This window comes from Lysinibacillus sp. UBA5990 (assembly GCF_002429815.1).
GTDB classification, from domain to species: Bacteria; Bacillota; Bacilli; order Bacillales_A; family Planococcaceae; genus Lysinibacillus; species Lysinibacillus fusiformis.
Map to the genome: position 1 here is coordinate 132,221 of NZ_DJAY01000015.1, position 17,691 is coordinate 149,911.

Here is a 17,691-nt window from a genome sequence, read left to right on the forward strand (position 1 = left end):
TTTAAAAGGCGATAAAGCTCATAAAAAGGCAAATTTAATACTAAAATCGTAAACACTGTCGAAATAGTGTAAAATAACTAGGTGGTAACCAACCTTTTATGAAGCCTAGAGCTACAAGGGATGCAGAAGTATTGTCCCGGTTGAGACGTTGAAAAAATAGGGCGTATATACTATTAAAAAGTGACAAAAGACAATAGACACTAGGTAGCATCTTAATTACAATTGTATTATTGAATATATTAACAAGTACATAGAATTTAATAAAATGAGGTGAACAGTTTTGAATTTATTTGGAGGAACTATTAGTAGCTTGGAAAATGGACTTTCCTATGCAACTTTGAATCATAAAACAATCGCAAACAATATTGCGAATGTCGATACACCTAATTATAAGGCGAAAAATGTTAGTTTTAAGGATATGTTGGCGGAACAAAAGGATATCTCTATTTCTGCCTATAGAACTGACAATAGACATTATGATTTCACAATTCGACAATCTACACCTGGTGTCAATAATATAGAAAATCTACGATACCGAAATAATGGCAACGCAGTAGATATGGATGCTGAACAGGCAAAATTAGCAGAAAATCAAATTTACTACAATGCTTTAATTGATCGTGTAAACGGGAAATTAAACACATTAAACACAGTTATTAAAGGAGGTAAGTAATAGATGTCTATTTTCCATGGGATGAATACCACTGCCTCGGCTTTAACTGCACAACGCTTACGCATGGATGTCATTTCTTCTAATATGGCAAACATGGATACAACTCGAGCTCGTCAAGTTAATGGGGAGTGGGAGCCGTATCGACGGAAGTCTGTAACGTTTACAGCACAAGAAGGACAATTTTCAAAGTTTATGAATGTAGCACTTGGGAAAGACGCCAAAAGCGGTGTTGGAAATGGTGTGAAAGTAACTCGTATTTCAGAAGACCGAGAAACACCTTTCAAACTTGTTTATGACCCAACTCATCCAGATGCAAATGCAGATGGTTATGTCAATTTGCCGAATGTCGACCCATTAAAAGAAATGGTAGATTTAATGTCAGCCACTCGTTCTTACGAGGCAAACGTAACAGTATTTAACGCAAATAAATCTATGCTTACAAAGGCATTAGAGATTGGTAAATAAATAAGAAGAAAGGAAGATACATAATGACAATTTCGTCCGTTTCGCTAATGACACCTACTCAGGTTGTAAATGAAACAAATAAACTTAATACGACACCTTATGAAGCACAACAAAGCTTCGCGAACTCGTTAAAAGAGGCAATAGCCAAAGTTAATGACCAGCAAATCACATCCGATAATTTTACTCAAAAGCTAATTAAAGGTGAAAATGTGGAATTGCATGAGGTAATGATTGCTTCACAAAAGGCGAGCATTACATTAAACGCAACAATTGAAGTTCGCAATAAGGTGATTGAAGCTTACCAAGAAATAATGCGAATGAGCGTTTAATCTTTGATTGGGGGGGAGAGCCCCTCTCGATAAAAGATTAATGACCACTTAAATGGTGGGCTCTTGAAGTTCGCAAATTATTGATGGCTAGGTTATTCACTATAACCGGAGGATTCATAATGAATGAACGATTGACGAAAATAAAAAACGACACCAGTCAATTTTGGAAAAGTCGAAGTAAAAAGCAAAAAATAGTTATGATTGGCTCCTTGGTAGGTGTCATCGCTCTTGCGGCAATTGTAACGTTTTTCGCTTCAAAAACTACATATGTTCCACTTTATAAAGATTTATCAACAAGAGAAATTGGACAAGTAAAAGAAGCACTGGATTCACAAGGTGTAACATATCAAATTGCGCCAGGCGGAACATCTATTTTAGTGCCTGAGGAGCAAGTTGACTCCTTATTAGTGCAATTAGCATCAGAAGGATATCCACAAACGGGTACGATTGATTACTCATTTGCAAACAGTTCAGGGTTTGGGATGACAGATAATGAATTTAATCTATTAAAAAAAGCAGCTACTGAAACTGAAATCGCTAAGCTTTTTAGAAACCTTGAAGGCGTTAAAGATGCAAAGGTAATGATTACTGTTCCTGAAGAAGGGGTCTTCGTAACAGATGTGAAAGAGGATGCAACTGCATCTATCGTATTAAATACAGATCCAGGATATAAATTTACAGAACAGCAAATTACAACTATGTATAATTTGGTGTCAAAAAGTATTCCGAATTTAAAAACTGAAAACATCGTAATCTCTAACCAATTCTCAGAGTACTTTGACTTGAATGCAGCCACAACAGATGGAACATCTACAACAACGGCTGAAGGTCAATTGCAAATGAAAAAGTTAGTCGAACGTGATCTACAACGTCAAGTGCAAAATATGCTTGGTACGTTGATGGGACAAGATAAAGTGATGGTTTCTGTCACTACGGATATTGACTTCAAGAAAGAAAATCGTGAAGAAAACCTTGTGACACCTGTTGATGAAGAAAATATGGAAGGAATCGCCATTAGTGCTCAAAGAATTACTGAGCAATATTCTGGAACAGGGGCGGCAGCAGCTACTGGAACACCTGAAGCTGAAACAACTACTGATAACTTTACTACTTATAATGAAGGTACATCGGGTAACGGCGATTATGAACGTACGGAAGAAACTATTAACAATGATGTGAACCGTATACGTAAAGATATCCAAGAAGCTCCTTATAAGGTGCAAGATATTGGAATTCAAGTAATTGTTGAACCACCAACAGCAACAGATGCAGCGTCATTACCTGACGGTGTCCGCGAAGATATTGAGAAAATTTTAAGCACAATCGTTCGTACAACGATTTCAAAAGACGTGGCAGCTGAGCTTACTCAGGAGCAAATTGATGAGAAAGTAGCCGTATCTGTACAGCCTCTATATGGTAAGGCCACACAAGTTGCTGATGAAAAACCAATAATTCCTTGGTGGGTTTGGGTTATTGGCGGTATCTTATTAGCGGTTATTTTATTGTTAGCATTCTTCATTATCCGTTCTCGTAAGCGTGCGCAGGAAGAAGAAGAGCTAAGTATCCTAGAAGAACAAGAAGATTTAATGATTGACGATATTAATGAAGAAATTGAAACGGAAGCTACAATGCGTCGTAAGCAGCTAGAAAAAATGGCAAAAGATAAGCCAGACGATTTTGCGAAGTTACTGCGTAGTTGGATTGCTGAAGACTAACTAGGAGGTTCGGCTGTGTCCAAGAAAGATAAGGAATTAACCGGAAAACAAAAGGCCGCTCTCTTGTTAATTTCATTAGGACCTGAAGTTTCAGCTTCAGTCTATAAACATTTAACAGAGGAAGAAATTGAACGTTTAACATTAGAAATTTCAAGTGTTAAAAAAGTAGAATCAAACGTCAAGGAAGAGATTATAGAAGAATTCCACAATATTGCGCTAGCTCAAGACTATATCACGCAAGGTGGTATTGGTTATGCGAAAACAGTATTAGAAAAAGCACTTGGTGTAGAACAAGCTCAGACAATCATTAATCGTTTGACATCTTCGTTACAAGTGAGACCGTTTGATTTTGCACGGAGAGCTGATCCAGCACAAATTTTCAACTTTATTCAAAATGAACATCCACAAACAATTGCCCTAATTCTTTCTTATTTAGAAGCGGGGCAAGCGGGAGTGATTTTATCTTCATTACCACAGGAAGTACAGGCTGACATTGCAAAACGTATAGCAGTTATGGAATCGACTTCACCAGAAGTAATTAGTGAAATTGAATCGGTGTTAGAGCGTAAATTATCATCTACAGTTACCCAAGATTACACTGAAACTGGTGGTATTGATGCGGTCGTTGAAGTACTGAATGGTGTTGATCGACAAACTGAGAAAACGATCCTTGATGCACTTGAAATTCAAGATCCAGAGCTGGCAGAAGAGATCAAAAAACGCATGTTTGTATTCGAAGATATCGTTACACTCGACAATCGTTCCATTCAACGTGTTATTCGCGATTGTGAAAACGAAGATTTACTGCTTTCAATGAAAGTGTCAAGCGAAGAGGTAAAAGATATTATTTTCCGCAATATGTCTCAACGTATGGCTGAAACATTTAAAGAAGAAATGGAAATTATGGGACCTGTACGTTTACGTGACGTAGAGGAGGCACAATCTCGAATAGTTGCTGTTATTCGTCGCCTAGAGGATGCTGGTGAGATCATTATTGCACGTGGTGGAGGAGATGACGTCATTGTCTAGAATCATCCGTTCAATTTACACTCAATCCACTAGCGATAATGTAAAAGAGATACAAATTCGTGATATGTTTGAAGGACTTGATTTGGAAAATGGTGATGATGCTTCATCCCAACATCAATTAACAATAGAAGAAATAATGGCTGAGCGAGATCGTTTACTTACAGAGGCTAGAGCTTCTTTACAAGCAGAGCGTGAAGCATTTGAGCAAGAAAAGCACATGCACTATCAAGAGATTGAGCATTTGAAGTTAAGTTGGGAAGAAGAAAGACCGAATCGAGTTCAAGAAGCCTATGACGAAGGCTTTGGACAAGGCTATGAAGACGGTGTGAACAAATCCACAGAAGCAATGGCCGAGTCACTTCAAACTGCGAATGAAGTCATTAATCAGGCAAAAGAAAATGCAAAAAAATATATTGATGATCAAGAAGCTGTGGTATTAGAGCTTGGCCTAACGACAGCGGAACGAATAATTGGCACATCTTTAGAACGTGATCCTGATCTATTTGTGTCGATTGTTCGCAGAGGCTTAAAAGAAGCGAGAGAGATGAAAGAAATTAAAATTTATGTGTCGCCAACCTATCACGCTTTAATTACTGCTAATCGTGATGAATTAGCGGAAATGTTCCCGGTTGATGTACCATTTATGATTTTTGTTAATGAAGATTTGAACAATGAAACAGATTGCTATATCGAAACAAATCATGGACGTATAGTAGTGAGCATTGATGAGCAATTGAACGAACTAAGATTAAAGCTTCATGAAATATTGGAAAGTAGGGAATGATCTAGATGAAGACGGCTCAATTAATCGAACATATTCCTCATATGCCAACTTTTAAAAAGTTTGGTAGAGTCACTAGAGTTGTCGGCTTGATGATTGAGTCGCAAGGTCCGGATAGTTCCATAGGTGATGTTTGTAAAATTCATGTGGAAACTGTAAACAATGGTCACCAAATCATTTTAGCTGAAGTTGTGGGCTTTAAAGATGAAATTGTTGTTTTAATGCCTTTCACTTCTTTAAGAGAAATATCTATTGGCTGTCTTGTTGAAGGGACGGGGGCTCCACTAGAAGTAAAAGTGGGCCCAGAGCTAATAGGAAAAGTGTTGGATTCAATGGGAAATCCTATTGATGGCACATTATTACCAAAAGGGCTAATGACGGTTCCGACAGAGCAAGATCCGCCAAATCCACTAACACGTCCGCCAATAAATGAAAGACTTGAGGTCGGCGTTAAAGCTATTGATGGAATGTTAACTGTTGGTAATGGCCAACGTGTCGGGATTTTCGCGGGTTCAGGGGTCGGAAAAAGTACACTTCTTGGAATGATTGCAAGAAATACGCAGGCAGATTTGAATGTTATTGCGCTGATCGGAGAACGTGGGCGTGAGGTTCGTGAATTTATTGAACGTGATTTAGGTACTGAAGGTCTAAGTCGCTCTATTGTTGTGGCTGCTACTTCTGACCAACCGGCATTAATGAGGATAAAAGGGGCGTTTACTGCAACAGCAATCGCCGAATATTTTAGAAATCGTGGTTTAAATGTCATGTTGATGATGGACTCTGTTACACGTGTTGCCATGGCTCAACGTGAAATTGGACTTGCCACAGGTGAGCCACCTGCACAGAAGGGGTATACACCGTCTGTATTTGCGATATTACCTAAATTATTAGAACGTACAGGTACTAATGAAAAGGGTTCTATCACTGCATTTTATACGGTCTTAGTAGATGGTGATGATATGAATGAACCAATCGCTGATACGGTGCGAGGGATATTAGATGGTCATATTGTGCTTGATCGAAATTTAGCTAATAAAGGTCAATACCCTGCTATAAATGTTTTAAAAAGTGTTAGTCGTTTGATGAATCATGTAGCAGAACCTGAGCATAAAAAAGCTGCAGAACGATTAAGAGAACTCTATTATACATACGACAAATCTGAGGATTTAATCAATATTGGCGCTTATAAACGAGGCACATCTAAAGAAATTGATGAAGCTATTCATTATGAACCGCTCATTACTGCTTATCTCAAGCAGGGCTATTTGGACAAAGTGACATTGGAAGAAAGTGTGAATGAGCTAATATCCTTATCGAACGGTGGTGTGAACTAGATGGTTAGCTATGTGTATCGTTTTGAAAATGTGTTAACAATTCGTGAGCAAGAAAAAAACGAAACTGAAATGGCCTACAAGGAATCTGTCCGTTCTTTTGAGGAAGTGGCTACGAAGTTATATGACTTGCTTAAAAAGAAGGAAGATTTAATTGCCTTCCAGCAGGATCGTTTAACTGTTGGTTCATCTATTGATGAAATTCATCACTACGCACGTTTTATTGATAGTCTTGAAAAAACAATTGCAGATGTTCAGCAGAAAGTGATACAAGCTCGTGCAAAAATGAATTGGCACGAAGATAAATTATTAGAAAAAAACTTGGAAGTACGTAAATTTGAAAAAATGAGAGAAAAGGATTTTAAGCTTTTCCAACAAGAGCAGGATCGTATAGAAAGCCTTTTTTTAGATGAAATTTCATTATTAACGTATAACAAGAGAGAAATCAGGTGATTTCATGGTGAGAAAAGACAATCGATTGAAAGCGGAATTAGTAGAACAGCCGCCTAAGAAAAAAACGGGAGGCTTTCTAAAGTTTTTTACTTGGATCGTACTGCCACTTATGTTTGTAGTAGCAGTTTTACTTGTTGTGGCTACATTAATGAATACAAATGTTTTTGACTTAGGAAAAAAGGCAATTGGCAATTTACCTTTTGTTCCGTCAGAAGAACAGCAAGCGAAAGATGCTGTCGTAAATAATGACTCGAAAATAGTTAATTTACAGGCAGAGATTCAAGAAAAAGAAGCAGAAATTACACAACTACAAAAAAAGTTGGATACAACAACAACTGAAAAAGAGAAGCTCATGACTGAAAAAGAGCAGCTTCAATTTGAAATTGAAAAATTAAATCGAGAACAAGATGATGTAAAACGTGACTTCAACGATATATTATCAACTTTTGATAAAATGTCTCCAAAATCTGCTGCACCTGTATTAATCAATATGAGTGATACAGAAGCATTACGCATTTTAACCAATTTAAAACCTGATAAACTAGCAGCAATTTTAGAGAAAATGGATGCTAAAGATGCAGCGAAATATACGGAACTCATGGCTAAACAATAGAGTTCATGAAAGGAGGTGAAAAGAGTGGATATAGCGATGATGAAAATGATAACTCAATCAGTACCGACCAAAACTGCGGCAACGAAAGCTACAACAAGTAATAGCACTGATGGGAAGATCGAAGGAACATCGAAACAGGAGACTTTATCGAAATTCGGCTCTGTTTTTGGACAAGTACTTTCATCCTCAACCCAATCAAATCAATCTTCTCAAGCTACTCCAAATAATGAGCTGGCTGATTTACAGCAGGTTTTAAATGCTGATTCATTGGAAGAGGTACTTGATTTATTAGGAATCCCCCACGATGATGGTTTGTTAATCCTTCAACTTGGAGAAGACGGTAAAGCAGTGTCTATGGACGAAATGCTGGATCTGGACAATATACTAAATGCATTAGGTATTGAGGATGAACAGCTTCAAAAAATAGTCCAACAGCTATTAGGAGAAGAAAAAGAAGCTAGTGATGTTTGGGAGCTATTATCATTAGTAGATGCCCAAGCGCCAATTCTACAAGCGCAAATAGGTTCAGCGTTGCAAGGAGAAGGTCAAGTAACACCAAAAGAAGCGAAGCAATTACTTCAAGTGTTAAAGCTAGCGCAGTTAGTAGGACAGAAATCGGACTTAACAGCTCCACAAGAAAACTTATTAACAACCGTTAAAAGTCTTTTAACGACATTACAAACGCAAGTCGAAACTATACAAGTAATAACAACCAAATCAACAGGAACATTTTCATTACAGGGCTTCCAGCAAGTCCAAATGACTAAGCAAAGTGAGACAAGTTCTAATGAAATGGTGACACCGCAAACGGTACAAACCAAACCGGATACGTTCCAGATAACATTACCTACTGCTAAGCCTGCACAGTCAGAGGCTTTATTAAAAGAAATGCAAGCCATAATCAATAGAGCCCAAATTTCTAACGCACAAGGAATAACACGATTAACGATTAAATTGTATCCAGAAAATTTAGGAACAATTCGTATAGAGCTTGTGCAAAATGATGGCGTACTGACAGCACGTCTACTAGCTTCTACAGCGCATGGACGTGAGATGCTTGATAGTCAAGCTCATCAGCTAAAACAGGCGTTTGTTCAGCAAAACATTCAAGTAGATCGTCTTGATATTGCACAATCATTACAGGATGCAGATCGCCAGCAACGTGATCAAAACTTCTTTAATAATTTCTTTAGGCAACAACAGGATGAAGAACAGCACCAAAAAACTGAGGATGACGATGAAGAGATGTCATTTAGTGACTATTTATTAAGCGAGGAGGTATAAATGATGGCTGATTCAACGGCTAAAGTAGCTAATACATCCATAACGGACGATCTTTACTATTCGAATTATAGAAAACCAACCAAACAAACAGGGAATAGTGAACTAGGCAAAGATGCCTTTCTCCAACTGTTAATTACTCAATTACAGCATCAGGATCCAACAAATCCAATGGATGACCGAGAGTTTATTTCACAAATGGCGCAGTTTTCTTCTTTAGAACAAATGCAAAACATGACAAAGGCAATAGAATCATTACTAGCATCACAGCAACAAACACAAATGATGAATTATGCAACCTTTGTTGGTAAAGAAGTCAAATGGCATGAAATTACAGATAAAACAGATGAAAAAGGAGATCCAGTTGTAAATGAAGGAACAGGTGTGATTGAATCCTTGAAGTTTGTAGATGGTAGTGTTGTCTTCATATTAGCAGATGGGAAAGAAATAACGCCTGGTAATATTTCTGGAATCCTTGGCTCTGGAACAAGTTCAAATGGAAATAATCCTGTGCCAGAATCTCCACTTGTTCAGGCTAGTAAATTGATAGGTAAAAAAGTTACATATCAAGATGGCGAGCAGGAATTACAAGGGAGAATCGTCTCTGTTTCCAATAAAGATGGCGTTATTTATTACGTATTAGACAATGATAAAAAAATTACGGATAAAGATTTTACAGTTATTAGCGAATAAAGGTGGGGAAAAGTGATGGATAAGTTTTCAATTCATCGTGTACCCTTGCATCCATCTATTCGTGCAACTCAACCTACGCCCATTCATTCACAGCAATCCTTTAAAGCCCATTTACAGGAAGCATCAAAGCAAGAGCTAAAGGTGAGCAAACATGCACATGAACGAATCATGGAGCGTAAAATTGACATCTCTGAACAAGAATGGCAGGTTGTCTCGGATAAGGTATTTGAAGCTCACTCAAAAGGTGTTAAACAGCCATTAGTCTTGATGGATCAAGCAGCTTTAATTGTCAGTGCTAAAAACGCTACTGTCATTACAGCAATGGATCGCACGGAAGCAAAACAACAGTTATTTACAAATATTGATGGCACGATCGTGCTTTAAGGCTGGACCTTCTTATGAAAGGAAGCCTTCGTGATGCTGATTGATAGAAGCACACAAATAAAAAATGAAGGGAGAACGAAAACTTATGTTACGTTCTATGTATTCAGGTATTTCAGGTCTTAAAAACTTCCAAACAAAGCTAGATGTTATTGGTAATAATATTGCAAATGTTAATACTGTTGGCTTTAAAAAAGGGCGCGTTCTTTTTAAAGATTTAATGTCTCAAACACAAGCCGGTGCATCGGCAGCAACAGCTACACGAGGTGGTGTCAACCCACAACAAGTTGGTTTGGGTTCACAATTAGCTGCGATTGACACGATTCATGGGGGCGGTTCCTTACAGAGTACAGGTCGTGGACTTGATTTAGCTATTGAAGGCGATGGCTTTTTCATGGTAGCTGATGCAAATGGTGCTCCTGATCCAGATAGTGGTTTCATAGACGAAGAAGGCTTCAACAATACTCTATTTACTCGTAATGGTGTTTTCTACATGGATAGCAATGGCTATTTAGTGAATGCTGACGGTAAATATTTAGTAGGTGTTTCTGCTGGAGAGGATATCGTTATGGAAGCTGATGATGATGGTATCAATCCAGAGGATGCACCAATTGCTTCAGGGGATGAAGGCGCAAACTTATTTGATGATGATGGTGTACTAGATCCTGATGAGGGAGAAGTAGGTCCAATTCGTATCCCAACGACTGCTAAAGAGATTAGCATTGGACCTAATGGTACGGTTGAATATGTAGACCTAAACGGTGAACGCAAATGGGCAGGGCAGCTGATTATGGCTAAATTCCCTAATGCTGGTGGTCTTGCTAAGAATGGTGGGAACTACTATCAACAAACAGCGAACTCTGGTGCTGCATATGCACAAGTGGCAACTGTTGCAGGGATGGGGAAAGTAGTGCCTGGAGCAGTAGAAATGTCCAACGTTGACTTATCAGAAGAGTTTACAGAGATGATTGTTGCACAACGTGGTTTCCAAGCGAATACTCGTATTATTACAACATCAGATGAAGTGTTACAAGAGCTAGTAAACTTAAAACGTTAATGATTGAATAGTCCTTTAATTCATAATGGACGTTTTAACAAACATATTTTCATATGAGGGAGGGTCGGGCCGGCTCTCATGCTAGACCCGGCCCTAATTCAATGATTGAACTAACACGTCTTAATGGCAAAGCATTTACATTAAATGCTTTATACATAGAAACAGTCGAATCATTTCCAGATACGACTATTACTTTAACAACTGGAACAAAATTAATTGTTTTAGAGAGTGAAGATGAGGTGCGACAAAAGGTAACTGCCTTTTATAACAATATACAAATACTATCCAACCCGCATCTACGAGGTGAAAAAGATGAAGAATAATAAAATGTTAACAATGATTATTATTTTGCTAGTAGCAGTCATACTGATCGGGGTTATCTTGTTTGTATTGCTAACACAATTTAATAAACCGACAGGAGCTATTGAACCAACCATTGATGAAATTGTAGAGGCAACAGTGGAGATTCCGGAAATCACAACGAATCTTGCAGATAAACGAGTAGTACGCTTGTCATTAAAAGTTCAAACGACAAGCAAAGATGCTGCTGCAGAATTAACAAAGCGTGTTTTCCAAGTGCAAAACATTGCTATACAAGAACTTTCTGAAATGGAGCAAAAAGATTTAGAAGGTAAACAAGGAAAGCAAATTTTCCAAAAATCATTAAAAACTAGAGTAAATGAATTGATGCAAGAGGGAGAAGTTCAGGAAGTATATTTTACCTCCTTCATCACTCAATAAAACAGAAACTGCTTGAAATGGAGGTGGGCAAATGGCAGGAGATGTGTTATCTCAATCCGAGATAGATGCGCTGCTTTCCGCTATATCGACTGGGGAAATGTCAGCAGATGACATAAAAAAGGAGGATGAGGGACGCAAGGTTAAAGTTTATGACTTTAAACGAGCGCTTCGATTCTCAAAAGATCAAATCCGAAGTTTGACCCGAATACACGAAAATTTTGCACGACTATTGACAACCTTCTTCTCTGCACAGCTTAGAAGCTATGTGCAAATTACGGTTGCGTCAGTAGACCAAATACCATTTGAAGAGTTCGTTCGTTCGATTCCGAATATGACGCTCATTAATGTGTTTGAAGTGCCACCATTAGATGGTAATATATTGATGGAAATAAATCCGAACATTGCCTATTCCATGCTAGATCGTTTAATGGGCGGTAGTGGGGCGAGTCATAGTAATGTAGATAATCTAACTGAAATTGAAACAAAAATTATGACAAACCTTTTTGAACGCTCATTCGACAATTTACGCGAGGCGTGGGAAAATGTAGCGGAAATTGATCCGATTTTAGTGGAGCTTGAAGTTAATCCACAATTTTTACAAATGATCTCACCTAATGAAACAGTAGTTGTCATTTCATTAAATACGATCATTGGTGAAACAAGCGGTATGATCAATATTTGTATTCCGCATGTTGTATTGGAGCCAATTGTTCCAAATCTTTCTGTTCGCTACTGGATGCAAACAAATACGAAAGAAATGTCTCCAGAGCAAACAAAAATGCTTGAAACACGCGTAAAACAAGCAAAATTACCTCTTTCGGTTGAATTAGGGCTAACGGATATCACTATCGAGGATTTCCTTACAATGCAAGTTGGTGATGTTATACAGTTAGAGCAAAAAATTAATGATCCACTTCTATTAAAGGTAGGGACATTACCAAAATTCACTGTTCAACCAGGTAAGCAAGGCAAAAAATTAGCAATCCAGATTATCGACCCTTTGAAAGGAGGAGACGAAGATGAGTGATGAAATGCTCTCCCAAGAAGAAATTGAAGCGTTATTAAGGGGCGAGACGTTGGAAGATAAAAACAGCGGCACTGAAGCTTCTTCAATTGATGAAACAAATGATATACGAGTAGAGGATTACCTTGATTCGTTTGCACAAGATGCATTAGGTGAGGTAGGCAATATTTCCTTCGGGAGCTCTGCCACAGCACTTTCGGCATTATTAGGACAAAAAGTAGATATTACTACCCCAAGTATATCAATGATTAATCGAAACAAATTAGAAGAGGAGTTTCCACATCCTTATGTAGCTGTACAAGTGGAATATACGATTGGCTTAACAGGCATGAATTTACTTGTTATTAAACAATCTGATGCAGCAATTATTGCAGACCTAATGTTAGGTGGCGATGGATTAAATCCGAAACCTGACTTAGGAGAAATTCAGTTAAGTGCTGTTCAAGAGGCAATGAATCAAATGATGGGCTCAGCGGCTACATCTATGTCGACAGTATTCAACAAAAAAGTAGATATTTCGCCTCCCACAATTGATTTAATGAATATTTCTCAAAATGAAGGTCGAGAAAATATCCCTGAAGATGATTTGCTAGTCAAAGTATCTTTTAGATTAAGAATTGGTAATTTAATTGATTCGAATTTAATGCAATTATTACCGCTTAAATTTAGTCAAAACATCGTAAAATCTCTATTAGGTGAGACTGAATCAATTGAAGAACCTGTGGCTGCAACGATTGCACCTGAGGCACCGCCAATTGCAGCACCACCTGTTCAACAACAAGCGCCTGTTATGCCACCGCCTGCACAGCCTGTTTATCAGCAGCAGGAAGCAACTATGCAGCAACCTGTTTATCAGGAACCACAGCAGTTTGCGCAACCAGGGAGAGCTGCACAGCCAGTGAATGTTCAACAAGCACAATTTGCTAGCTTTGATTCAAATGTAATCTCTCAATCTGAAGCTAGAAATTTAAATATGCTACTTGATATTCCATTGCAAGTTACTGTAGAGTTAGGACGTACGAAACGTTCTGTTAAAGAGATTTTAGAACTATCAAGTGGTTCGATTATTGAGTTAGATAAATTAGCAGGGGAGCCTGTTGATATATTAGTTAATAGTCGTTTAATCGCTAAAGGTGAAGTCGTTGTTATTGATGAAAACTTTGGTGTACGTATTACAGATGTTTTAAGTCAAGCAGAGCGTTTAAATAATTTAAGATAGTTTCAATTGGAGGAGTTAACCATGTCTAAAAGAATTTTGATTGTAGACGACGCTGCATTTATGCGTATGATGATCAAGGATATTTTGTCGAAAAATGGATTTGAGGTTGTTGGAGAAGCTGCAGATGGATTACAAGCTGTTGAAAAGTACAATGAATTAAAACCAGATTTAGTAACAATGGATATCACAATGCCAGAAATGGATGGTATTGCGGCTCTTAAAGCAATTAAAGGATCAGATCCAAGTGCAACTGTAATCATGTGTTCAGCAATGGGACAACAAGCAATGGTAATCGATGCAATTCAAGCTGGTGCGAAAGACTTTATTGTAAAGCCTTTCCAAGCAGATCGAGTAATTGAAGCGATCCAAAAAGCGCTAGGATGATTGCATGAAAATGTTAAAATCATTTCGTTTCACGATGATTTTTGCATTTCTTGTATCCTTCCTGTTTTTGTACCCGACACCAACTTCGGTCTATGCAGACTCTGATACGAATAGTGTGACAGATTGCATTAAAGACCCAGAAGCTTGTTATGGAGATACTACCGATCCAGCTGCTAAACAAGAACCAAGTGTATCAGCAGCTGGAGATATATCTGCATGGGAATACATAAAAATGGTTTTAGCGCTTATTTTTGTTGTAGCTTTGTTTTATGGTTTAATGAAGTTTTTAAATAAACGTAATTTAAACTTTCAACGTAATCAAATGATACAAAATTTAGGCGGTTTATCGTTAGGTGCACAAAAATCAGTACAGCTTTTACAAGTAGGTAAAACAATGTATTTAGTGGGTGTCGGTGAAGACGTTCAGCTATTACGTGAAATTACTGATCCAGAAGAAATAGAAGCGCTGTTAGCACTTTATAACGAAAGGCAAGAACTTGCAGCAACATCACCGTATATTGCAGAAGTATTTTCTAAGTTTAAGAAAAAAGATAGAGAGAATTTGCAAAATGAACAAAAGCAAGAGACATTTGGCAAACTCTTTGAAAAAAAGATATCCGAAATTAAACAGGAGCGCAGTGAAGAGATTGAGAGATGGAAGCAAAAGGAGAAGGATGATAAATGAATGATTTAATCAATATTTTTTCCAATAGCGATCCAACAAACGTCTCCACTTCCGTTAAGCTCTTACTACTATTAACCGTTTTATCACTGGCACCAAGTATTTTAATTTTAATGACATCCTTTGCTCGTATTGTCATCGTTTTATCCTTTGTGCGTACGGCACTGGCTACACAACAAATGCCACCTAATCAGGTGATTGTTGGTTTAGCCTTATTTTTAACGTTCTTTATTATGGCCCCAACCTTTCAGGAGGTCAATAAAGAGGCTTTGCAACCATTATTTTCTGAAGAAATTGGTTTAGATGAAGCTTATGATCGGGCAAGCTTGCCATTTAAAGAATTTATGAGTAAGCATACAAGACAAAAAGATCTTGACTTGTTTTTATCGTACAATCAAGCAGAAAAACCAGCATCAGTGGAAGAAATCCCACTGACAATGCTTGTGCCAGCATTTGCTTTAAGTGAAATTAAAACAGCATTTCAAATAGGTTTTATGATTTTTATTCCATTCCTAGTGATCGATATGATTGTTGCGAGTACATTAATGTCGATGGGGATGATGATGTTACCGCCAGTAATGATTTCATTGCCATTCAAAATCTTATTGTTTGTTCTGGTCGATGGCTGGTATCTCGTCATGAAATCGCTACTACAAAGTTTTTAGGGGATGATACAGTATGACAGGTGAATTGGTTATTTCCGTTGCAGAACGTGCCATTATGATTATCCTTCTAACAAGCGGTCCGTTATTATTAGTAGCTTTAATCACTGGTTTGGCTGTAAGTATTTTTCAAGCTACCACTTCGATTCAAGAGCAAACATTAGCCTTTGTACCGAAAATTATCGCCGTCTTAGTGGCCATTGTATTCTTTGGCCCATGGATGTTATCTCAAGTTACTAGCTATGCGAGAGACATTTTTGAGAATTTAACACGTTATATAGGGTGAGTCCATGAATGAATTAATTCCGCATTTAACGGTTTTCTTATTGGTGCTTGTGCGTGTTTCAGCATTTTTTGTTACGGTTCCTTTTTTTTCCTATAGAACCATACCACCACAAGTCAAAATTACTCTCGCACTGGTTTTAGCTTGGATGATGTATTATACAATTGATGTTGAGCCATTTGCATTCAATGATGAATACATATTATTAGTGATGAAAGAAGCACTTGTTGGACTGTTACTCGGTCTAGTAGGTTATATAATCATGTCTGCCATTCAAATTGCAGGGAGCTTTATTGATTTTCAAATGGGTTTTGCCATTGCCAATATTATTGATCCGCAAACAGGAGCTCAAAGTCCATTAATCGGTCAATTTTTTAATATGTTAGCATTCCTTTTATTGTTAGCAATTAATGGCCATCATATGATTCTTGATGGAATATATTATAGTTATCAATTTTTGCCTATGGATCAATTCCCTAGTTTTACAAATGAAGGCTTTCCCAAATTTATCATCACAACATTTACAGCTGTTTTTGCTATTGCATTTCAGATGGCTGCACCTGTTGTGGCTACCTTATTTTTAGTCGATTTAGCTTTAGGAATAACTGCGAAAACAGTACCACAATTAAATATATTTGTTGTTGGTTTTCCTATTAAAATAGGAGTTAGTTTTTTAGTGTTATTTACAATGATGGCTGTAATGATTCAAGTCATTCAAAAGTTAATCACTATTATGATTTACGGCATGCGTGATTTAATGGCCATTTTAGGTGGTGGATAACATGAAACTACTACTGAATTTAGATATCCAGTTTTTTTCAGGAGAAAAAACTGAGAAGGCGACGCCAAAGAAACGTCAAGATGCTCGAAAAAAGGGACAAGTTATTAAGAGTCAAGATGTAACAAGTGCCATCGTTATGCTGATGGTCTTTATCTTCTTATTTTTCTTTGCAGGTTCTTTACGGGATGAGCTATTAGCGTTTTTTAGACAAACGTTTATCCATAACATACGCATCGAAACACTAACCATTGATAGTGTGATGCACTTATTTATAGAAACATTAATACAAATGGCTTTCATTATTGTACCGATTATGGCGATAGCAGTAGTTGGAGCACTTGCAGGTAACTTTTTGCAGTTTGGCTTTTTATTTACTTTGGAGCCAATGAAGTTTGATTTGAAAAAGATGGACCCTATAAAAGGGTTGAAAAGGATGTTTTCGGTTAAGGCAATTGTTGAGTTGCTGAAATCGGTTTTAAAGATTGGCTTTATCGGTAGTGTAACGACAATTATTATCTGGACAAACTTGCCAGAGGTTTTAGCTTTATCCTTTAAAAGTCCATGGATGACGCTCATTACAGTCGGAAAGCTAGTCGGCATTATGGGCATAGCAGCATCTTTAGTTTTACTTTGTGTATCCATTTTGGATTGGATGTATCAAAAATTTGATTATGAAAAAAATCTTAAAATGTCTAAGCAAGATATTAAAGATGAATATAAAAATAGTGAGGGTGACCCGCTGATTAAATCGAAAATCAAACAACGTCAGCGCGAAATGGCGATGCGTCGTATGATGTCAGAGATTCCAAGTGCAGATGTGGTGATTACCAACCCTACTCACTATGCGATTGCGCTCAAATATGACGAGGAAAGTATGGATGCACCTCGCGTAATTGCAAAGGGTACAGACTTTATCGCACAAAAAATAAAGCTGATTGCCAAGGAGCATGACGTCATTATGGTGGAAAATAGACCATTAGCTCGCGCCATGTATGATCAAGTTGAAATTGGTGATCCCGTACCAGAAGAATTTTTCAAAGCAGTAGCAGAAATACTCGCTTATGTTTACCGTATTAAACGTAAAATTTAAAGCTTTTTAGTAGGAGGGACACAA

Annotated in this window: 23 protein-coding genes; all 23 read left to right on the forward strand. The window is 37.6% G+C overall.

Annotation, left to right across the window (positions count from 1 at the left end; all coding sequences use genetic code 11):
• Window positions 1–280: 280 nt before the first annotated feature.
• The 23 genes from flgB (at window position 281) to flhB (ending at window position 17,667) form a co-directional block, all read left to right on the forward strand.
• A complete protein-coding gene (flgB, locus tag B3D94_RS13120; RefSeq protein WP_008180790.1) occupies window positions 281–673 on the forward strand; it encodes a flagellar basal body rod protein FlgB in 393 nt (130 codons plus the stop codon).
• A 3-nt stretch (window positions 674–676) separates the two neighbouring features.
• Complete coding sequence (flgC, locus tag B3D94_RS13125) at window positions 677–1,138, forward strand: flagellar basal body rod protein FlgC (RefSeq protein ID WP_012293259.1); 462 nt, start codon at window positions 677–679, stop codon at window positions 1,136–1,138.
• A 23-nt stretch (window positions 1,139–1,161) separates the two neighbouring features.
• A complete protein-coding gene (gene fliE, locus B3D94_RS13130; RefSeq protein ID WP_025113930.1) occupies window positions 1,162–1,467 on the forward strand; it encodes a flagellar hook-basal body complex protein FliE in 306 nt (101 codons plus the stop codon).
• 119 nt (window positions 1,468–1,586) lie between these two features.
• Window positions 1,587–3,182 (forward strand): flagellar basal-body MS-ring/collar protein FliF, encoded by a 1,596-nt coding sequence (gene fliF, locus B3D94_RS13135; RefSeq protein WP_069480347.1) that lies wholly within the window; start codon window positions 1,587–1,589, stop codon window positions 3,180–3,182.
• Between the two features lie 15 nt (window positions 3,183–3,197).
• Window positions 3,198–4,211: a flagellar motor switch protein FliG gene (fliG, locus tag B3D94_RS13140; protein WP_008180783.1), complete on the forward strand. Its 1,014-nt coding sequence runs from the start codon at window positions 3,198–3,200 to the stop codon at window positions 4,209–4,211.
• The gene (gene fliH / locus B3D94_RS13145; protein ID WP_069480348.1) at window positions 4,204–4,995 is read left to right on the forward strand and encodes a flagellar assembly protein FliH; all 792 of its coding nucleotides are present in this window, start codon (window positions 4,204–4,206) and stop codon (window positions 4,993–4,995) included. The genes fliG and fliH overlap by 8 nt, the downstream gene beginning before the upstream one ends.
• Window positions 4,996–5,000: 5 nt before the next feature.
• Window positions 5,001–6,326, forward strand: coding sequence for a flagellar protein export ATPase FliI (gene fliI, locus B3D94_RS13150; protein ID WP_069480349.1), 1,326 nt, complete (start codon window positions 5,001–5,003; stop codon window positions 6,324–6,326).
• On the forward strand, window positions 6,327–6,776 hold the full coding sequence (gene fliJ / locus B3D94_RS13155; protein ID WP_069480350.1) for a flagellar export protein FliJ: 450 nt from the start codon (window positions 6,327–6,329) through the stop codon (window positions 6,774–6,776).
• Between the two features lie 4 nt (window positions 6,777–6,780).
• Entirely contained in the window at window positions 6,781–7,389 is a 609-nt protein-coding gene (locus tag B3D94_RS13160; protein ID WP_069480351.1) for a MotE family protein, read from the forward strand.
• A gap of 24 nt (window positions 7,390–7,413) precedes the next feature.
• A complete protein-coding gene (locus tag B3D94_RS13165) occupies window positions 7,414–8,673 on the forward strand; it encodes a flagellar hook-length control protein FliK (RefSeq protein ID WP_291757646.1) in 1,260 nt (419 codons plus the stop codon).
• A gap of 3 nt (window positions 8,674–8,676) precedes the next feature.
• On the forward strand, window positions 8,677–9,363 hold the full coding sequence (flgD, locus tag B3D94_RS13170) for a flagellar hook assembly protein FlgD (RefSeq protein ID WP_069483260.1): 687 nt from the start codon (window positions 8,677–8,679) through the stop codon (window positions 9,361–9,363).
• A 15-nt stretch (window positions 9,364–9,378) separates the two neighbouring features.
• On the forward strand, window positions 9,379–9,747 hold the full coding sequence (locus B3D94_RS13175; protein ID WP_025113938.1) for a TIGR02530 family flagellar biosynthesis protein: 369 nt from the start codon (window positions 9,379–9,381) through the stop codon (window positions 9,745–9,747).
• Between the two features lie 85 nt (window positions 9,748–9,832).
• The gene (gene flgG / locus B3D94_RS13180) at window positions 9,833–10,801 is read left to right on the forward strand and encodes a flagellar basal body rod protein FlgG (RefSeq protein ID WP_069480353.1); all 969 of its coding nucleotides are present in this window, start codon (window positions 9,833–9,835) and stop codon (window positions 10,799–10,801) included.
• 101 nt (window positions 10,802–10,902) lie between these two features.
• Window positions 10,903–11,124 carry a flagellar FlbD family protein gene (locus B3D94_RS13185; protein WP_008180764.1) on the forward strand — a complete coding sequence of 74 codons (222 nt, stop codon included), beginning with the start codon at window positions 10,903–10,905 and terminating at the stop codon, window positions 11,122–11,124.
• The gene (gene fliL / locus B3D94_RS13190; protein WP_008180761.1) at window positions 11,114–11,542 is read left to right on the forward strand and encodes a flagellar basal body-associated protein FliL; all 429 of its coding nucleotides are present in this window, start codon (window positions 11,114–11,116) and stop codon (window positions 11,540–11,542) included. Before B3D94_RS13185 ends, fliL begins: the two co-directional genes overlap by 11 nt.
• A gap of 31 nt (window positions 11,543–11,573) precedes the next feature.
• On the forward strand, window positions 11,574–12,569 hold the full coding sequence (gene fliM / locus B3D94_RS13195) for a flagellar motor switch protein FliM (protein ID WP_008180759.1): 996 nt from the start codon (window positions 11,574–11,576) through the stop codon (window positions 12,567–12,569).
• Entirely contained in the window at window positions 12,562–13,785 is a 1,224-nt protein-coding gene (gene fliY / locus B3D94_RS13200; protein ID WP_069480354.1) for a flagellar motor switch phosphatase FliY, read from the forward strand. Before fliM ends, fliY begins: the two co-directional genes overlap by 8 nt.
• Window positions 13,786–13,806: 21 nt before the next feature.
• On the forward strand, window positions 13,807–14,169 hold the full coding sequence (locus tag B3D94_RS13205) for a response regulator (protein WP_008180756.1): 363 nt from the start codon (window positions 13,807–13,809) through the stop codon (window positions 14,167–14,169).
• 10 nt (window positions 14,170–14,179) lie between these two features.
• On the forward strand, window positions 14,180–14,854 hold the full coding sequence (locus B3D94_RS13210; RefSeq protein ID WP_254664229.1) for a flagellar biosynthetic protein FliO: 675 nt from the start codon (window positions 14,180–14,182) through the stop codon (window positions 14,852–14,854).
• Window positions 14,851–15,516, forward strand: coding sequence for a flagellar type III secretion system pore protein FliP (gene fliP / locus B3D94_RS13215; protein ID WP_025113942.1), 666 nt, complete (start codon window positions 14,851–14,853; stop codon window positions 15,514–15,516). Before B3D94_RS13210 ends, fliP begins: the two co-directional genes overlap by 4 nt.
• A 13-nt stretch (window positions 15,517–15,529) precedes the next feature.
• Window positions 15,530–15,799, forward strand: coding sequence for a flagellar biosynthesis protein FliQ (fliQ, locus tag B3D94_RS13220; RefSeq protein WP_025113943.1), 270 nt, complete (start codon window positions 15,530–15,532; stop codon window positions 15,797–15,799).
• Between the two features lie 4 nt (window positions 15,800–15,803).
• Window positions 15,804–16,577, forward strand: coding sequence for a flagellar biosynthetic protein FliR (fliR, locus tag B3D94_RS13225; protein ID WP_069480356.1), 774 nt, complete (start codon window positions 15,804–15,806; stop codon window positions 16,575–16,577).
• Between the two features lies 1 nt (window position 16,578).
• Window positions 16,579–17,667 carry a flagellar biosynthesis protein FlhB gene (flhB, locus tag B3D94_RS13230; RefSeq protein WP_025113945.1) on the forward strand — a complete coding sequence of 363 codons (1,089 nt, stop codon included), beginning with the start codon at window positions 16,579–16,581 and terminating at the stop codon, window positions 17,665–17,667.
• The last annotated feature ends 24 nt before the right edge of the window (window positions 17,668–17,691 follow it).

Coding starts and splice junctions, on each gene's coding strand:
- flgC (WP_012293259.1), top strand. CDS start 677: ATGTCTATTTTCCATGGGATGAATACCACTGCCTCGGCTTTAACTGCA.
- fliE (WP_025113930.1), top strand. CDS start 1,162: ATGACAATTTCGTCCGTTTCGCTAATGACACCTACTCAGGTTGTAAAT.
- fliF (WP_069480347.1), top strand. CDS start 1,587: ATGAATGAACGATTGACGAAAATAAAAAACGACACCAGTCAATTTTGG.
- fliI (WP_069480349.1), top strand. CDS start 5,001: ATGAAGACGGCTCAATTAATCGAACATATTCCTCATATGCCAACTTTT.
- fliJ (WP_069480350.1), top strand. CDS start 6,327: ATGGTTAGCTATGTGTATCGTTTTGAAAATGTGTTAACAATTCGTGAG.
- B3D94_RS13160 (WP_069480351.1), top strand. CDS start 6,781: ATGGTGAGAAAAGACAATCGATTGAAAGCGGAATTAGTAGAACAGCCG.
- flgD (WP_069483260.1), top strand. CDS start 8,677: ATGGCTGATTCAACGGCTAAAGTAGCTAATACATCCATAACGGACGAT.
- B3D94_RS13175 (WP_025113938.1), top strand. CDS start 9,379: ATGGATAAGTTTTCAATTCATCGTGTACCCTTGCATCCATCTATTCGT.
- flgG (WP_069480353.1), top strand. CDS start 9,833: ATGTTACGTTCTATGTATTCAGGTATTTCAGGTCTTAAAAACTTCCAA.
- B3D94_RS13185 (WP_008180764.1), top strand. CDS start 10,903: ATGATTGAACTAACACGTCTTAATGGCAAAGCATTTACATTAAATGCT.
- fliL (WP_008180761.1), top strand. CDS start 11,114: ATGAAGAATAATAAAATGTTAACAATGATTATTATTTTGCTAGTAGCA.
- fliM (WP_008180759.1), top strand. CDS start 11,574: ATGGCAGGAGATGTGTTATCTCAATCCGAGATAGATGCGCTGCTTTCC.
- fliY (WP_069480354.1), top strand. CDS start 12,562: ATGAGTGATGAAATGCTCTCCCAAGAAGAAATTGAAGCGTTATTAAGG.
- B3D94_RS13205 (WP_008180756.1), top strand. CDS start 13,807: ATGTCTAAAAGAATTTTGATTGTAGACGACGCTGCATTTATGCGTATG.
- B3D94_RS13210 (WP_254664229.1), top strand. CDS start 14,180: ATGTTAAAATCATTTCGTTTCACGATGATTTTTGCATTTCTTGTATCC.
- fliP (WP_025113942.1), top strand. CDS start 14,851: ATGAATGATTTAATCAATATTTTTTCCAATAGCGATCCAACAAACGTC.
- fliQ (WP_025113943.1), top strand. CDS start 15,530: ATGACAGGTGAATTGGTTATTTCCGTTGCAGAACGTGCCATTATGATT.
- fliR (WP_069480356.1), top strand. CDS start 15,804: ATGAATGAATTAATTCCGCATTTAACGGTTTTCTTATTGGTGCTTGTG.
- flhB (WP_025113945.1), top strand. CDS start 16,579: ATGAAACTACTACTGAATTTAGATATCCAGTTTTTTTCAGGAGAAAAA.